Source organism: Nonomuraea deserti (genome assembly GCF_004348685.1).
GTDB lineage: Bacteria > Actinomycetota > Actinomycetes > Streptosporangiales > Streptosporangiaceae > Nonomuraea > Nonomuraea deserti.
This window is the reverse complement of record NZ_SMKO01000006.1, coordinates 42,299-57,187: the sequence shown is the minus strand read 5'-3', so window position 1 is coordinate 57,187 and position 14,889 is coordinate 42,299. Positions and strand designations below refer to the sequence as shown.

Genomic DNA, 14,889 nt, shown 5'->3' with positions numbered 1-14,889 from the left:
AAACTATAAGTGGACAGCATGCCACACGGATCGTCGGTGGACGACCCCCTGTTCAAGGGGTGGTCGGACCGGTCCCTGGGATCAGGAGGATCGATGCGCCCGGATCTGCCCGACGCGTCAAAGGCGGTGGCGGTGGACGTTCTCGTGCACGGCGCCCAGTCCCGCGTCCAGCTCGCGAAGAAGACGGGTCTGTCGGCGCCGACGCTCACCCGCCTCGTGCGGCCGCTGCTGGACGCGGGTGTCCTGGTGGAGCGCGACTCGGTGCGCACCCCCGGCCGCGGCCGGTCGTCGGTCCTCCTCGACGTCGTCGCCGACGACTACCGGTACATCGGTGTGAAGCTCACCACCGAGTCGATCTACGCCGTGCTCACGAACCTCCGGGCCGAGGTGCTGGCCAGCGAGACGCTGCCCGAGCCGTCGCTCAACGTGCCGGAGGTCGTGTCCTCCGTCGCCGGCGTCGTCTCCCGGATGGCGGCGAAAGCCGGCCGGCCCGTGCGGGGCGTCGGCGTGACCGTGGGCGGCCGGGTGGACAAGGGCGAGACCGTGGCCGACTCGCCGTTCCTCGACTGGCACGAGGTGCCCTTCCGCACGCTGCTCGCCGAGCGGGTCGACGTCCCGTTGTTCCTGGCCAACGACGTGGTGGGCCTCACGCTGGCGCAGCAGTGGTTCGGCTACGGGCGCACCTACCGGGACTTCGCCCTGCTGACGGTCGGCGCCGGTGTGGGGTACGGGCTCGTGATCAACCACGAGGTCGTCCCGACCTTGGTCAGCCCGATCGGCCACCTGCCCGTCGACCCGCATGGGCCGCTGTGCCCCGCCGGCCACCGCGGCTGCATGACGGCCTTCGTCACCTCCAGGGCGATGGCCAACACCGTCTCACTCGCGCGCGGGCGGTCCACCACCTACGATGAGGTGCTAAAACTCGCCGAGTCCGGCGACCCGGCGGCCGCGCGCGTCGTCGCCGAGGCGGCACACGCCGTCGGCCGCGCGATGGCGGCGATCACCTCGCTGACCGGAGTCGAGCGCATCATCCTGTCCGGAGAGGGCGTGCGGCTCGTCGAGATCGCGCCCGACAGCCTGCACGACGGCCGGGTCGAGTACGCCGACGGGCAGGCGAGCGCCTTAGATCCCGTGATCCGGCCGATGAACTTCCTGGAGTGGGCTCGAGGGGCGGCTGTGGTCGCGATCCAGGCCAGCTTCCCGTGAGGTTGGGTCAGGCTCCTCTTGACTCCATAATTTCGCGATGAAATTATGTCGGCCGGATTGCGCCCCATATGGCATAACAGGGCACGTTCACCGAGAGGCCGACGCATGCACATCCCACCCCTGAAAATTCTGGCCGCCGCCGCGGCGTGCCTTCTGGCGGCCGCGTGCACCGGAGGGGTTTCCCCCTCCTCCGACAGCGACTCCAAGTCGCTCAAGTACCTCATCGAGGAGCCGGAGGACGCGGAAGCCCTGAAGGCGCTCGAGGAGCACATCGCCGGCTTCGAGAAGAAGTCGGGCATCGACGTGAAGGTCAGCACGCTGCCCTTCGACAACATGCGGACGGTCCTGCAGACGCAGCTCCGCTCCGGAGAAGGCCCCGACGTGTTCAGCTGGGGCTCGGGCCCGAGCTTCGGCGGGGCGCTCGTCAAGGCAGGCCTGGTGCAGGACCTGACCGGCGCCTACAAGAAGTACGGCTGGAAGGTCTTCGACTTCGCCAAGGAGCGAGTCACCTACGACGGGAAGGTGTACGGGATCCCGGGCGAGCTCGAGAGCATCGGCCTCTTCTACAACAAGAAGATCTTCGCCGATCTCGGGCTCGACCAGCCGCGGAACCTGGACGACCTCAAGGGGGCCGCGAAGGCGATCCGCGCGGCCGGCAAGGTGCCGCTCGCCGTCGGCGACAAGGAGGCCTGGGAGGGCGGGCACCTCCTCAGCATGGCCCTCTCGAGCGCGGTCGGCGGGGACGGAATGGAAGCCCTGTTCAGCGGCGAGAAGGCCTGGGACTCCCCGGAGGTCGTCGCGGCGCTGCGACTGTGGGCCGACTTCAACAAGGCGGGATATCTCCCCAAGTCGCCCACCTCGGTGGACTACGACACCTCGACCGCGATGTTCTTCTCCGGTGAAGCCGCCATGATCCCGACCGGCAGCTGGCTGGTCGGCGAGATCGACGACAACGCGGACTTCGAGGTCGGGTACATCCCCTTCCCGGCGCCCGACGGCCCCGGGATCTTCACCGGCGGCCTGGGCTCGGGGCCCTGGATCTCCGCGACCGCGTCGAACAAGCAGGCCGCGGAGAAGTTCCTCGACTTCCTCCAGTCCGAGGAGCACAGCCGCTGGACGGTCGAAAACCTGCACACCATCCCCCCGAGACCCATGGACACCGCCGGCCTCGACGTCTCGCCGCTGCTGTCCCAGGTGCTGGAAGACACCGCCAAGGTCGGCGCGGGCGGCGACTTCGGCCACAACATCGACGTGATGGCCTCCGACGCCGTCAACGAGGCCATGTACGACGGCGTGCAGGCCGTCCTCACCGGTCAGCAGACCGCTGAGGAAGCCGCCGCGAGCATCAAGACAGCGGCGAAACAGTGACCACCGGCGCCACAGCCGAGGCGGCGGCTCCGGAGCAGGAGGAGACGCCCCGTCGCCGCCGGCCCTGGCGAACCATCAAGGCGGGAACACCGCGCGTCACGCGCAAGGCGCAGGCGCGGCTCGGTGTGTTCATGGTGGCCCCGCTGGTCGCCATGGTGGCGGTCTTCCTGCTGCTGCCCATGGTCAACGCGATCTACTACGTCTTCGTCGACTTCAACGGCTTCGACCCCGACCCGCCGTGGATCGGGTTCTCCAACTTCACCGAACTGGCGCAGGACCCGGACGTATGGGCCGCGTTCAAGAACAACGTCATCTGGATCGTCATCGGCACGTCCGCTCCCATCGTCTTCGGGCTGGGCCTCGCCGTGCTGGTCTGGAACGTCCGGCGAGGGAGCGTGCTCTACCGGATCGCGTTCTTCCTGCCGTTCATGCTGCCGCAGGTGGCCGTCGGTGTCGTCTGGGGCTGGATCTACGAACCCTCGCGAGGCTGGCTCAACCGTGTCCTCGAGACGGTGGGGCTGGGTTCCCTCGCCAAGGGGTGGCTGGGTGACCCGGACACCGCGCTGTACGCCGTGCTCGGCACCGCGATCTGGGCCACCGTCGGCTTCGTCTTCGTCATCTTCCTGTCAGCGTTGCGGAACGTCGACGTGGACCTCGTCGACGCCGCCCGTCTGGACGGGGCGAACGCCTTCCAGCGGCTGCGCCACATCATCCTTCCGCAGATCATGCCGGTGTTCCTCATGGTCACCACCATCACGCTGCTGGGCGGCTTCAGCGTCTTCGACATCGTCTTCGTCATGACCGGCGGTGGCCCGGCCGGTGCCACGGAGGTGCTCGGGACCTACGCCTACAGCAGCGCATTCCAGCTCAACCGGATCTCCTACGGCACCACGCTCGCGTTGGTGATCACCGTGATCTCCATCCCGTTCGCCGTGTGGATGAACCGGCTGCAACGCAAGCTCTCACTCCAGGGAATGGGCGCATGAGGCACCGAACCGCTGGATCCAACACGCGTGGTCGCCTGTTGCTGACCGGCAAGCACCTTCTCCTGCTCGGCCTGTCGGCACTGATGATCTTCCCTCTGGTGCTGACGGTCTCCACGGCGCTGAAGAGCGGCCACGACGTGAAGGTGAACCCTTTCGGCCTGTTCTCGTCGTTCTCCACCGAGAACATCGTGCGGGCCTGGACGGTCGGGGACTTCGGCAGCTACGTGGTCAACAGCTTCCTGCTGTCGGTGCCGAGCACGCTCCTCGTCGTGGTGCTCTCCACGATGGCCGGATACGCGTTCGCGCGACTGCCGTTCGCGGGGCGCAGCCTCCTGTTCTACCTGGTGGTCCTGGGCCTGCTCGTGCCGTTCTTCACCTACATGATCCCGCTGTACTTCCAGCTCCGCAGCATGGGACTGCTGGACAGCCTGCTCGGGGTCAATCTGGTGCTGGCCAGCACGGGCCTGTCGTTCGGCACGTTCTTCATGCGCGCGTTCTTCTCGGACCTCCCCGTCGAACTGGACCAGGCCGCGCGCCTCGACGGCGCCTCCGAGTGGCAGATCTTCCTGAAGGTGATGCTTCCCCTGGTCAGCTCGGGAATCGGCGCGCTCGCCGTGTTCACCTTCCTGCAGAACTGGAACAATTTCCTGGTGCCGCTGCTGTACATCCCCAGCGGTGAGTACCGGCCGCTGACGACGGGCCTGTACCTCTTCCTCGGAGGGCGCTCCATCGACATCGGGCCGCTGGCGGCGGGCACGCTGATCACCATCCTGCCCGTCGTGGTGCTCTTCGTCGCGATGCAGAAGCAGGTCACCCAGGGCTTCCTCTCCGGGGCCGTCAAGGGTTGACCCGAACCCACCTCTAATTCTTCGAGCGAGGACGCAACGTGCACGACGTACTTGACCTGCGCGATCTCGTGCCTGACGAGGCCGAGCAGCTTGCCCTGAGCGGCTACCCGGTCGGCGGGCTGCTGGCCGCCGCCCGTGAAGCGGCGACCGAGGGCGACCTCACCAGGCTGGCCGAGGTGCGCACGCGACTGGCAGGGCTGGAGCGGGATCCCGGCTGGGACTTCGAGGAGCCGGAGGACGACCGCGTGCTGCTGGAGCACGCCGCCACCGTCCCGCCGGTCGAGGCCGACCGGGGGCTCCTGCCGGACCGGATCCGAGGCGCCTGGCTGGGCCGCGCGGTGGGCAACACGCTCGGCAAGCCGGTGGAAGGCCTGACCCGCGTGGAGATCGCGACCTACCTCCGCGCCGCGGGGCAGTGGCCGCAGACCGGCTACCTGCCCCTGCTGGATCCGTTGCCCGAAGGAGTCGGCGCGCTGCACCCGTCCGCACCGGTCGCGACGGCCGGTCACTTCGTCGACGTGCCCCGCGACGACGACATCGACTGGACGATCCTGGCCCTGCACGTCCTGGAGACCCACGGAGCCGGCTTCACGACGGAACAGGTGGCGGCCACGTGGCTGGACCGGGTGCCGTTCACCCAGACCTACACCGCCGAGCGGGCGGCGTACCGCAACCTGGTCGGCGGTCTGCGCCCGCCCGCCACCGCGACCACCGGCAACCCGTACCGGGAGTGGATCGGGGCGCTCATCCGGGGCGACGCCTTCGGCTACGTGTCGCCAGGCGATCCCGCGGGCGCGGCTCGCCTGGCCCTCGTGGACGCCCGACTGAGCCACACGGCCAACGGCAAGTACGGCGAGATGTGGGCGGCCGCGCTCGTCGCCGCGGCGCTCGCCGCCGACAGCGTCGAGCAGGCCCTCCGCCACGCGTTGTCCGTGGTGCCGCCCAGGTCCAGGCTCCGTTCCGCCCTCGCTCACGTGCTCTCGCTGCACGAGCGGGGTGCCGGGCGGGTCGAGGCGCTCGACTGGGTGGACGAGGCACTCGGCGACTACCCCTGGGTGCACACGGTCAACAACGCGGCGCTCATCTCGATCGGCCTGCTGTGGGGTGGGCACTTCATGGACGCGGTCGGCATCACCATCTCGGGGGGCCGTGACACCGACTCCAACGCCGCGACGGTCGGCAGCGTCCACGGCGCCCTGCACGGGCCGGAGGGCGTCCCGCCGGAGCTGGTCGGGACCACGCACGTGCATGTCCGGAGCGCCGTACGCGACTTCGACCGCATCACCATCGCCGAGCTGGCCGCCCGGACCACCCGGCTGGCGGGCGCACTCAAGTCCGGCGGGAGCGCCGACGCATGACCTGGCGGGGCTCCCAGGTGGAGCCCGCGGGCCGGTGAGTCCGGCCTGCTCGCCAGGGGCGGGCCGGCCGGTGGTCGCGCGAGCGCCGGCACTTCCTCGGCAACGTCGCCGGGCACGCCGCCGACCCCGACCACTTCCCGGCGCTGCTCACCGGCCCGCTTGAGGCACGCTCCCGGACGGGCGCCCGCCGGATCGGCGGCGCCGAACTCCGGGTAGTCGTGCGCCACCGGCTGCCTCCGTCGCACCCTGGGCCGGACAGGGGATGTCGAACGCCAGGTGCGGTTCTGGCGGTTTGCAAATCGATTGGCTAGAGTTCCGATCCGGAGCCTCGCACCAAGGAGGAGCATGGACACCCGTAAGGCCCTGATCGTCCGGGGTGGCTGGGAGGGGCACAGCCCGGTCGAGGCGACCGAGCGGTTCATCCCGTTCCTCGAGGAGCACGGCTACGCCGTCGAGGTGCACGAAAGCCCCGAGGTGTACGCCGACGCCGGGAAACTCGCCGCGACCGACCTCGTCGTGCAGTGCTACACCCAGGGCCTCGCCACCGATGAGCAGGTACGCGGGCTGTCCGCCGCGGTCGCCGAGGGCACCGGTCTCGCCGGCTGGCACGGTGGAATCTGCGACTCCTTCCGCGGCTCGCCCGACTATCTCCATCTCACGGGCGGGCAGTGGGCCGCGCACCCCGGCGGCTTCGTCGAGCACGAGGTGGCCGTCGTGCCGGAGAGGCGCGGCCATCGGATCGTCGAGGGCCTGGACCGCTGGGAGCTGAACACCGAGCAGTACTGGGTGCTGACCGACGAGCTGAACGACGTGCTGGCCACGACCACGTTCGGCGTGCGTGACGAGACGCCGTGGCGCGAGGAGCTGACCTGCCCTGCGGTCTGGACCCGCCAGTGGGGCAGGGGCAGGGTCTTCGTCTCGACGATCGGCCACAAGCTGGAGGACCTCGACCACCCCGATGTGCGGACGCTGACCGAGCGAGGTCTGCTGTGGGCGAGCCGCTGACCAGGGAGCCGATCCGGATCATCCTCGACACGGACCTGGCCATGGGGGCACCGGGGTCGGATGTCGACGACGGCTTCGCGCTCGCGCTGGCTCTGGCCGACCCCGGCCTCCGTGTCGAGCTGGTCACAACGGTCGGCGGCAACAGCGACGTCGTGAGCTCGACCCGGTTGACTCGTGAACTGCTCGGGGTGCTCGACCGCGGTGACGTGCCCGTGGTGCAGGGCGCCCCGGTCGATGTCGGCGCGGCCGAGGAGATCGCGCGCCGGGTGCTGGCCGAGCCGGGGCGGTTGACCGTCGTCGCGATCGGGCCGCTGACCAATGTCGCGTGCGCGCTCGCGATCGCGCCGGGGGTCGCCGGCGCGGTCCGCGAGATCGTCGTCATGGGCGGCGTGTTTCTCGAGCAGACGAACGTCGCGGCGATGCCGGGCGAGTACAACTTCTGGTGCGACCCGGAAGCGGCCCAGGCGGTCTGCGAGAGCGGCGCGCGCCTGAGGTTCGTCGGGCTCGACGTGACCCGCCGGGTGCGGCTGAGCCGCGAGGACGCCCGGGCACTGGCGTCCGGCGGGGAATTCGGCCGGATCGCCGCCCGCCACACCGAGGCCTGGATCGACTTCCAGGAGCGGGTCAAGCCGCGAGAGGCGATCGAGCAGGGCAGCTGCGCGCTGCACGACCCACTCGCCGTCGCGGTGGTCACCCGTCCGGATCTGGTGACCTGGGCCGAGGCGCACGTCGCCGTCGAAACGGCCGGCCGGGTCACCCGCGGGGTCGCGGTGGCCGACCTCCTGATGTGGGCGGACCCGCCCGCGCCCAACTGCCGGATCGCGACAGCGGTGGACGCGCCGGCCTTCAGGGAGTTGTTCCTCGAGCGGATGAGGGCTCTGCCGTGAGCCGGCCGGCCGGCGTCGTGGTCGCGGGACAGGTCGACCGCGACCGCGTCCGCCGGGCCGGCACGTCGCCACGGGATCGGGAGCGTTGACCCGCTGCACCGACGCGCCTGACCGGCGTTGACCGGAGGGTGCGCAGCACCTTACCGTTGCACTAGCAAACCGATTTGCATGCACCGGTTCTTCGACCCGCCCATCCGTCCGGCGATGAGTTGCACGCCCCACCCACCACCGAAAGGTACAGAGTTGAGCAAGCTGCGCGTCGGCGTCATCGGACTGGGCGAGGTAGCCCAGGTCATCCACCTGCCCATCATCGGGTCGTTGCCCGACCGCTACGAGCTCGCGGCGATCTGCGACATCTCGCCGGGCCTGCTGAACCGCCTGGGCGATCGCTACCGGGTCCAGCACCGCTACTCCGACTTCCGCGAGATGCTCGCCGCCGGCGGCCTGGACTGTGTGGTCGTGCTCAACAGCGACGAATACCACGCGGACTGTACGGTCGCGGCGCTCGACGCGGGTCTCGACGTGCTCGTCGAGAAGCCGATGTGCCTCAGCCCCCGCGAGGCACAGGAGATCATCGGGGCGCGCGACCGGTCGGGCAAGACGGTGATGGTCGCCTACATGCGGCGTTTCGCACCGGCGTTCACCGAGGCGGTCGAGAGGTTGCCCCAGCTCGGCCCGATCCGCTACGCGCGCGTCCACGACGTGATCGGCGAGAACCGGCTGATCGTCGACCAGACGTCGTACGTCGACCGGCCTGACGACGTCCCCCAGAAGGCGATCGACGAGAAGTGGGCGCGCCGGTCGGCGCTGGTGAAGGAGGCGCTGGGCGACGTTCCCCAGGAACTGGAGTGGACCTATGGGTTGCTCTGCGGTCTCGGCAGCCACGACCTGTCCGCCATGCGGGAGCTGCTCGGCCGCCCGAAGGAGGTATCGGCGGCGAAGATGTGGCGCAGCGGCGGCTACGTCGTCGCCCTCCTCGACTACGGCGACTTCGTCGTCACCTACGAGACGGGGGTGGACGATCAGCTGCGTTACGACACCTACATCGAGGTGTACGGCGCGAGCGGCACGATGAAGGTTCAGTACGACACGCCTTACGTCCGGCACTTCCCGACGACGCTGCACCTGGAGCTGACCGACGGCGACTCCTACGAGCGTTCCGTGCGGCGACCGCACCTCAAGGACCCCTACACCTACGAGCTCGAGCACTTCCACGAGGCGGTCACCACGGGCGCCACGCCCAAAACGACGCCCGAGGACTACCTGCATGACATGGAGCTCTTCGTCGACATCATCCGAGCCCTGGACAAGGGCTGATCGCGCCGCGACGACGTCGCGCGGCGCGGCTCCGGAAGATAAGTCGAGCCCAGCCGAAGATAGGCGTCGTGACCCCGCTCGCGGCGCCGTAGCGTCGTCCTCGCCCCTCCCCGGATCACTCGTACCTGTGGAAAGGTGCCACCGCGATGACCGAGACCCTGACCGACGCCGATGTGGCGTTCTTCCGCGAGAACGGCTACCTGCTGCCCGGCCGCCAGCTGCTCCCGGAGGATCGCCTCTCGCGGCTCGAACTGATCTTCAACGAGCACCTCAGAGACAAGGGCGACAAGCTCTCCGACGAGCTCGACACGCCGCACTACCGCGACGAGCGGCTGCTGGAGCACCTGCTCTCCGACGAGGTTCTCGACTGGATCGAGCCGCTGGTCGGCCCCGACATCGCCCTCTGGTCGAGCCACTTCATCTCGAAGGACCCCTTCACCGGCCGGGCCACCCCGTGGCACGAGGACAGCGCGTTCTGGGAGGGGCGCTTCGACAACTACGACAACATCGTCACGATCTGGCTCGCTCTCGAGGACGGCTCGTTCAAGGAGAACGGCTGCATGAGGGTCATTCCCGGCTCCCACCTGAACGGCGGCTTCTCGGACGACTACCAGCCGACCGACATGACCCGGCAGACGTTCCACGCCGAGCTCGCCGGTGTGGACGAGACGAAGGCCGTCTACTTCGAGCTGGAGCGCGGCGAGTTCTCGATGCATGACGGCCGGATCGTCCACGGCGCCCGAGCCAACACCAGCGCCAGACGTCGCACCGGCTACACCATGCGGTACTTCCCGAGCTCGGTGAAGATGCGGGACGTCCCACAGAACGAGGGCTGGAAGATCTGGCTGGCCCGAGGGGTCGACCTCGCCGGCAACGACTACGCCAACGCACCCGCCGGCTCATGAGACTGGGCCTTCTGACCGCCTGCCTGCCCGGCGAGCCGCTCGAGGACATCGCCCGGTGGGCCGGCAACCACGGATACGCCACCCTCGAGGTCGCGGCCTGGCCCGACCGGCCCGGCCGCGACTGGGAGGCCAGCCACCTGAACGTCGAGGCATTCGGGCAGGCCGACGCCGACAGGGTCAAGGCGATCCTCGACCGGCACGGCCTGACCCTGTCGGCGGTCGCGTACTACGAGAACAACCTGCACCAGGACCGGCAGGTCCGTGAGGCGACGCACGCGCACCTGCGCCGGTGCGTCGACGCCGCCCAGCTGCTCGGCGTGCGCCTGGTCGGCACCTTCGTCGGCCGCGACGTGACGCTGACGATGGCCGAGAACCTCCGGCTGGCCGAGCGGGTGCTGCCGCCGCTGGTCGAGTACGCCGCGGCCCGCGACGTTCGCCTCGTGATCGAGAACTGCCCGATGGAGGGCTGGCATCCCGACGGCTACCCGGCCAACCTCGCGTACTCGCCCGAGCTCTGGGGCTGGATGGCCGACCTCGGACTGTGGCTCAACTACGACCCCTCGCACCTGGTCTGGCTCGGCATCGACCCCTTGGCGGCGCTCGAGGCGCACGCCGGCCGGATCCTGCACGTGCAGGCCAAGGACGTCGAGGTGCACGCCGCCGCCCGCGACCGGTACGGGGTGTTCGGGCAGGTGCTCGGCAGGCAGCCCTGGGTGAGCGGGTGGTGGCGCTACCGCATCCCCGGCCTCGGCGAGGTCGACTGGCGGCGCCTGATCGACGCGCTCCACCGGCACGGGTACGAAGGCGCCGTCTCCGTCGAGCACGAGGACCCGGTCTGGAGCGGTGACCCCGGTCGCGTCCGCCAGGGCTTGACCATCGCACACCGCACCCTCGCCCCGCACGTCCACATCTGATCGACCGCCAGGAGGACCCGTCCATGCACCGCGGCGTCTACTTCGATGCCTGGTTTCCCCGCCAGCACTGCTACCACCCGAGCCTCCCGCCACGCCGGCTGCGCATGGTCGACGACCTCGTCGACTACCGCGCCACCGTGCTGGTGTGGGCGTCCATGGGCGGTGGCTCGCTGGCCCTGCCGTACCTCGAGCAGGAGGCGTTCGGCCCGGTCGACGCCCGCTCGCGCTTCTACGGCTTCGTCAACGACAGCGAGTTCATCGCCGCCTGCCACGAGAGGGGCATCAAGGTGCTGGGCATCGTCTTCGAGGCCCAGGGCTGGGAGTTCCCGGTCGAGCTGACCGACGAGGAGGACGCCGTCCTCGCCCTCAACGAGCTGCGCGGCGTGGGCAAGCGCGACTGGATGGGGCTGCGCGAGTTCTCCTCCAACCGCTACCCGAAGTTGTGGAAACCGGTCGAACACTACTTCCCCGGCGGGCTGGTGAACTCCGAGGGCGAGCCGGTCACCGACCTGATCGAGGAGTGCGTGGCCCGCGACATCCACGGCCGGCCCTGCCACGCCCACTGGGTGGAGTGCCCGGATCGCGAGCACCAGTGCTTCTACATGGACCGCAACAACCCGGTCTGGCGCGAGTACCTCAAGGCGGTGATCAGGATCCAGATCGATGCCGGTGTCGACGGGATCCAGCTGGACGAGGCCGAGCTGCCGATGGGCGCGTTCCAGTACGGCGCCTGCTTCTGCAAGGACTGCGTGAAGGGTTTCCGCGCCTACCTCCGAGGGCTGGAGCCCGCGAAGGCGGACAGCGTGCTCGACGGGGTCGACCTGGAGACCTTCCACTACGGCGAGTGGTTGCTCGCGCAGGGCTACGACTTCCGGTCGAACCGCGAGTCGACGCCGCTGTTCGGCGACTACTACGCCTTCCAGTGCCTGTCGATCAAGAAGTACTTCGCCGAGCTCGCCGGCTACGCCCGCGCGTACGCCCGGTCGCGCGGCCGCGAGATCATCGTCTCCGGCAACTTCTTCAACGTCGAGCCGATGTACCTCGCCCTCGCCGACGACGTCGACCTGGTCATCACGGAGATGCGGAACACGACGTACCGCCAGCCGGAGTGGTACCGGTACGTCGCGGCGTTCGCCGGTGACAAGGACGTGGTGGTGGTCGAGAACCCGTACGGCGGCGTCGTCCCTGAGCTGATCGACCTGCTCGGGAAGGGCAGGGGGTACGACCTGTTCCGGCTCTCGTTGTTCGAGGCGGCGGCGATGGGCTCGAACATGTCGGTGCCCTACGGCTCGTGGATGGGCAGCGTCATCGAGGACTCCTTCTACGCGCCCCACGAGCTGGCGAGCGGGGTCCAGGCGTTCCTGGCCGACCATGAGCGGCTGTTCGCGCGCCGGACCGTCAACGAGGTCGCGGTCGTCTTCGGCGTCGAGAGCACGCGCGAGCTGATCGGCAAGGCGGACGTCAGCGACAACACCACCAACGCGCGCGACGAGTCGGTGGTGGTGCCGTACCGCGTCGTGACGAAGACGCTGTCGGACGCGGCGGTGCCGTACGACGTGGTGATCTGGCCGGACGGCGTCACCGCACCGGACCGCTCGAGCGCGGAGGCGTTGCTGCGGTACTCGACCGTGATCCTGCCGGACGTCTTCGCCCTGACCGAGGGCCAGGTGGCCGCCGTCGAGGGGTACCTCGCGGCCGGCGGGACGGTCGTCGTCACCGACCGGGTGGCGCGCTCCCTCCCGCGGCACGCCAACGTCCGCACCGCGCGCCGTGGCGTGCTCGACGAACTGCTCCCGCACGGGCGGCAGGTCGAGACCGCGGTGTCGGCCGCCGCGAACGTCCAGCACCTGGCCGACGGCTCCTACGCGCTGCACCTGGTCAACTACGACTACGACCGCGATGCCGACGCGGTGCGCGAGCTCACCGATGTCCCGCTCCGCGTGCGGCTGCCCGAAGTCAGGAAGCACGCGACCGCGGTGACGTGCGACGGGACACGAACACCGCTGGAGGTGGCCCGCGAGGACGGTGCGCACGTCGTACGCCTCGGCTCGCTGGGCGTCTACGCGATCGTGGTCTTCCACGACGGGGAGCTGCCGTGAGGATCGCGGCGCTGCGCGGGCGCGAGACCTGGCAGGTCGAGGAGGCCCCGGTCCCGTCGATCGGGCCGGACGAGGTGCTGGTCCGCGTCGTGGCCTCGGGCGTGTGCGCGTCGGAGCTCGAGCCGTGGCTGACCGGTCCGCCGGCGGGGGAGGCCCGGTACCTGGGCCACGAGGTCAGTGGCGTGGTCGCCGAAATCGGCGCCGACGTGACGGCGCCGGCGGTCGGGGACCGGGTCGGCGTCTGGGTCACCGAACGAGGCTTCGCGGAGTACGTCGCGGTGCGCGCGGCCTACTGCTTCCCGGCGGGCGACGGTCCGCTGGACGAGGCGCTCGCGGAGCCGATCGCCTGCTCCGTCAACGCCGTCGAGGCCGCCGACGTGCGCCTGGGCGACGACGTGGTCATCGTCGGGGCCGGATTCATGGGCAACCTGGTGCACAAGCTCGCCGCTCTGCGCGGCCCGCGGCACCTGATCGTGGCGGACGCGCGCGCCGACGCCCTGGAGCGCGCCGCGCGGCTCGGCGCGACGCGGACCGTCGACGTGACGAAGGAGTCGCTGCCCGACGTCGTACGGTCACTCACCGGCGGGCGCGGCGCCGACATCACGTTCGAGTGCACCGGCACCCAGCGCGCGCTCACGGTGTGCGGTGACACCACCCGGATGAGCGGGAAGATCGCGATCGTCGGCTTCCACCAGGGCGCCGACCGCACCATCCCGCTGGCGTACTGGAACTGGATGGCCTTCACGGTCGTCAACGCCCATTTCCGCGACCTCGCGGTGATCATGCGCGGCATGTCGGTCGGCATGCGCCTCCTCGCCGGCGGCGTGTTGTCGATGGACGGCCTCGTCAGCCACCGCTTCCCGCTCGACGAGATCGACGCCGCCTTCGCCACGCTGCGCGGGAAGCCCGAGGGGTTCGTGAAGGCGGTGGTGACGTTTCCGGACGTGTGACCGTGGCCGGCCGCCGCTCAGGCGGTGCCGCGCTCGATCAGCGGGCAGGGCAGCACGACGGTCCGTCCGGCACCGGTGTAGCGGCCCGACATCCGGCTCATCAGCAGGTCGCCTGCCGTGCCGCCGGCCTCGTACGCCGGGTTGCGGACCGTGGTCAGATGCGGTGTCACGATCGTGGCGGCGTCGACGTCGTCGAAGCCGACGATGGCCACGTCCTGCGGGACGGAGAGTCCCAGCTCGTGGGCCACGTCGAGCGCTCCGATCGCCATCAGGTCGTTCGCGCAGAAGACGGCGTCGGGCCGGGCGTCGAGCGCCATGAGGGTCTTCATGGCTTCGTAGCCTCCCTTGCGGGTCCAGTCGCCGCGCACCATCCGTTCGGCGGGGACCTTCCGCTTCGCGGCCTGCATGGCCGAACGGAAGCCCGCCGTGCGCGCCACGCCGTAGTGGGACGGGCCCTGGATCATCGCGATCCGCTCGTAGCCGCGCGAGGCCAGGAAGGAACCGGCAGCGCGGGAACCGGTCTCGTCGTCGGGGATGACCGCGTCGCAGAGGGGGTGGTCGAGTTGGTCGCCGATGCAGATGATGGGAGTCTGCTGGTCGACCTCCCCGAAGTTGACCTGCGACGCGGTCTCGCCGGACGCGAAGACGATGCCGTCCACTCCGCGGTCCATGGCGTCCTGGAAGAACTTGCGCTCCCGGTCGTGCTGGCCGTCGGTGTTGCAGACGTACGTCCCGTGCCCGGCGGCGTCGACGGCGTCCGCGAGGCCCCGGGTGAGCACGGCGTAGAACGGGTTGGTGATGTCGGGGACGACGACCGCGATCATGTGCGACCGCCGGGTGCGCAGGTTGCGGGCCACGATGTTCGGCCGGTAGCCGAGCTCGCGGATGGCCTCCATCACGGTGCCCCGGGTGGCGGCTCCGACCGCGCGCTTGCCGGACAACACGTGGGAGACGGTCGTGGGGCTCACCCCGGCGCGGCGGGCGACCTGCGCGATGGTCACGCGAGAGTGTGGGCTGGACGCAACGTCGCTCCTCGACATGGCGGT

13 protein-coding genes are annotated in these 14,889 nt (G+C 69.9%); 12 read left to right on the top strand and 1 reads right to left on the bottom strand.

Annotation, left to right across the window (positions count from 1 at the left end):
• The first annotated feature begins 93 nt into the window (after positions 1-93).
• From E1292_RS04155 to E1292_RS04095, 12 genes are all read left to right on the top strand, one after another.
• Positions 94-1,206, top strand: a complete 1,113-nt coding sequence (locus E1292_RS04155; protein WP_165974373.1) for an ROK family transcriptional regulator — start codon at positions 94-96, stop codon at positions 1,204-1,206.
• Between the two features lie 105 nt (positions 1,207-1,311).
• The gene (locus tag E1292_RS04150; RefSeq protein WP_165974372.1) at positions 1,312-2,574 is read left to right on the top strand and encodes an ABC transporter substrate-binding protein; all 1,263 of its coding nucleotides are present in this window, start codon (positions 1,312-1,314) and stop codon (positions 2,572-2,574) included.
• Entirely contained in the window at positions 2,571-3,560 is a 990-nt protein-coding gene (locus E1292_RS04145; protein WP_132592141.1) for a carbohydrate ABC transporter permease, read from the top strand. The genes E1292_RS04150 and E1292_RS04145 overlap by 4 nt, the downstream gene beginning before the upstream one ends.
• Positions 3,557-4,408: a carbohydrate ABC transporter permease gene (locus E1292_RS04140; RefSeq protein ID WP_132592139.1), complete on the top strand. Its 852-nt coding sequence runs from the start codon at positions 3,557-3,559 to the stop codon at positions 4,406-4,408. The genes E1292_RS04145 and E1292_RS04140 overlap by 4 nt, the downstream gene beginning before the upstream one ends.
• Before the next feature lie 38 nt (positions 4,409-4,446).
• Positions 4,447-5,766, top strand: a complete 1,320-nt coding sequence (locus E1292_RS04135; protein WP_132592137.1) for an ADP-ribosylglycohydrolase family protein — start codon at positions 4,447-4,449, stop codon at positions 5,764-5,766.
• A gap of 345 nt (positions 5,767-6,111) precedes the next feature.
• A complete protein-coding gene (locus E1292_RS04125; RefSeq protein WP_132592135.1) occupies positions 6,112-6,771 on the top strand; it encodes a ThuA domain-containing protein in 660 nt (219 codons plus the stop codon).
• Positions 6,756-7,658 (top strand): nucleoside hydrolase, encoded by a 903-nt coding sequence (locus E1292_RS04120; RefSeq protein WP_132592133.1) that lies wholly within the window; start codon positions 6,756-6,758, stop codon positions 7,656-7,658. The genes E1292_RS04125 and E1292_RS04120 overlap by 16 nt, the downstream gene beginning before the upstream one ends.
• A 243-nt stretch (positions 7,659-7,901) precedes the next feature.
• A complete protein-coding gene (locus E1292_RS04115; RefSeq protein ID WP_220446660.1) occupies positions 7,902-8,975 on the top strand; it encodes a Gfo/Idh/MocA family protein in 1,074 nt (357 codons plus the stop codon).
• 146 nt (positions 8,976-9,121) lie between these two features.
• Complete coding sequence (locus E1292_RS04110; RefSeq protein WP_132592131.1) at positions 9,122-9,880, top strand: phytanoyl-CoA dioxygenase family protein; 759 nt, start codon at positions 9,122-9,124, stop codon at positions 9,878-9,880.
• The gene (locus E1292_RS04105) at positions 9,877-10,794 is read left to right on the top strand and encodes a sugar phosphate isomerase/epimerase family protein (RefSeq protein ID WP_132592129.1); all 918 of its coding nucleotides are present in this window, start codon (positions 9,877-9,879) and stop codon (positions 10,792-10,794) included. Before E1292_RS04110 ends, E1292_RS04105 begins: the two co-directional genes overlap by 4 nt.
• 23 nt (positions 10,795-10,817) lie before the next feature.
• Positions 10,818-12,893, top strand: a complete 2,076-nt coding sequence (locus tag E1292_RS04100) for a type 1 glutamine amidotransferase family protein (protein WP_132592127.1) — start codon at positions 10,818-10,820, stop codon at positions 12,891-12,893.
• A complete protein-coding gene (locus tag E1292_RS04095) occupies positions 12,890-13,843 on the top strand; it encodes a zinc-binding dehydrogenase (RefSeq protein ID WP_165974371.1) in 954 nt (317 codons plus the stop codon). The genes E1292_RS04100 and E1292_RS04095 overlap by 4 nt, the downstream gene beginning before the upstream one ends.
• 17 nt (positions 13,844-13,860) lie before the next feature.
• Here E1292_RS04095 and E1292_RS04090 read toward each other — a convergent pair whose 3' ends face one another.
• Positions 13,861-14,844, bottom strand: coding sequence for a LacI family DNA-binding transcriptional regulator (locus E1292_RS04090; RefSeq protein ID WP_165974370.1), 984 nt, complete (start codon positions 14,842-14,844; stop codon positions 13,861-13,863).
• Positions 14,845-14,889: the final 45 nt, after the last annotated feature.

Excerpts from the sequence above, each read along its gene's own strand:
- E1292_RS04155 (WP_165974373.1), top strand. The coding sequence starts at position 94 with ATGCGCCCGGATCTGCCCGACGCGTCAAAGGCGGTGGCGGTGGACGTT.
- E1292_RS04150 (WP_165974372.1), top strand. The coding sequence starts at position 1,312 with ATGCACATCCCACCCCTGAAAATTCTGGCCGCCGCCGCGGCGTGCCTT.
- E1292_RS04140 (WP_132592139.1), top strand. The coding sequence starts at position 3,557 with ATGAGGCACCGAACCGCTGGATCCAACACGCGTGGTCGCCTGTTGCTG.
- E1292_RS04125 (WP_132592135.1), top strand. The coding sequence starts at position 6,112 with ATGGACACCCGTAAGGCCCTGATCGTCCGGGGTGGCTGGGAGGGGCAC.
- E1292_RS04110 (WP_132592131.1), top strand. The coding sequence starts at position 9,122 with ATGACCGAGACCCTGACCGACGCCGATGTGGCGTTCTTCCGCGAGAAC.
- E1292_RS04105 (WP_132592129.1), top strand. The coding sequence starts at position 9,877 with ATGAGACTGGGCCTTCTGACCGCCTGCCTGCCCGGCGAGCCGCTCGAG.
- E1292_RS04100 (WP_132592127.1), top strand. The coding sequence starts at position 10,818 with ATGCACCGCGGCGTCTACTTCGATGCCTGGTTTCCCCGCCAGCACTGC.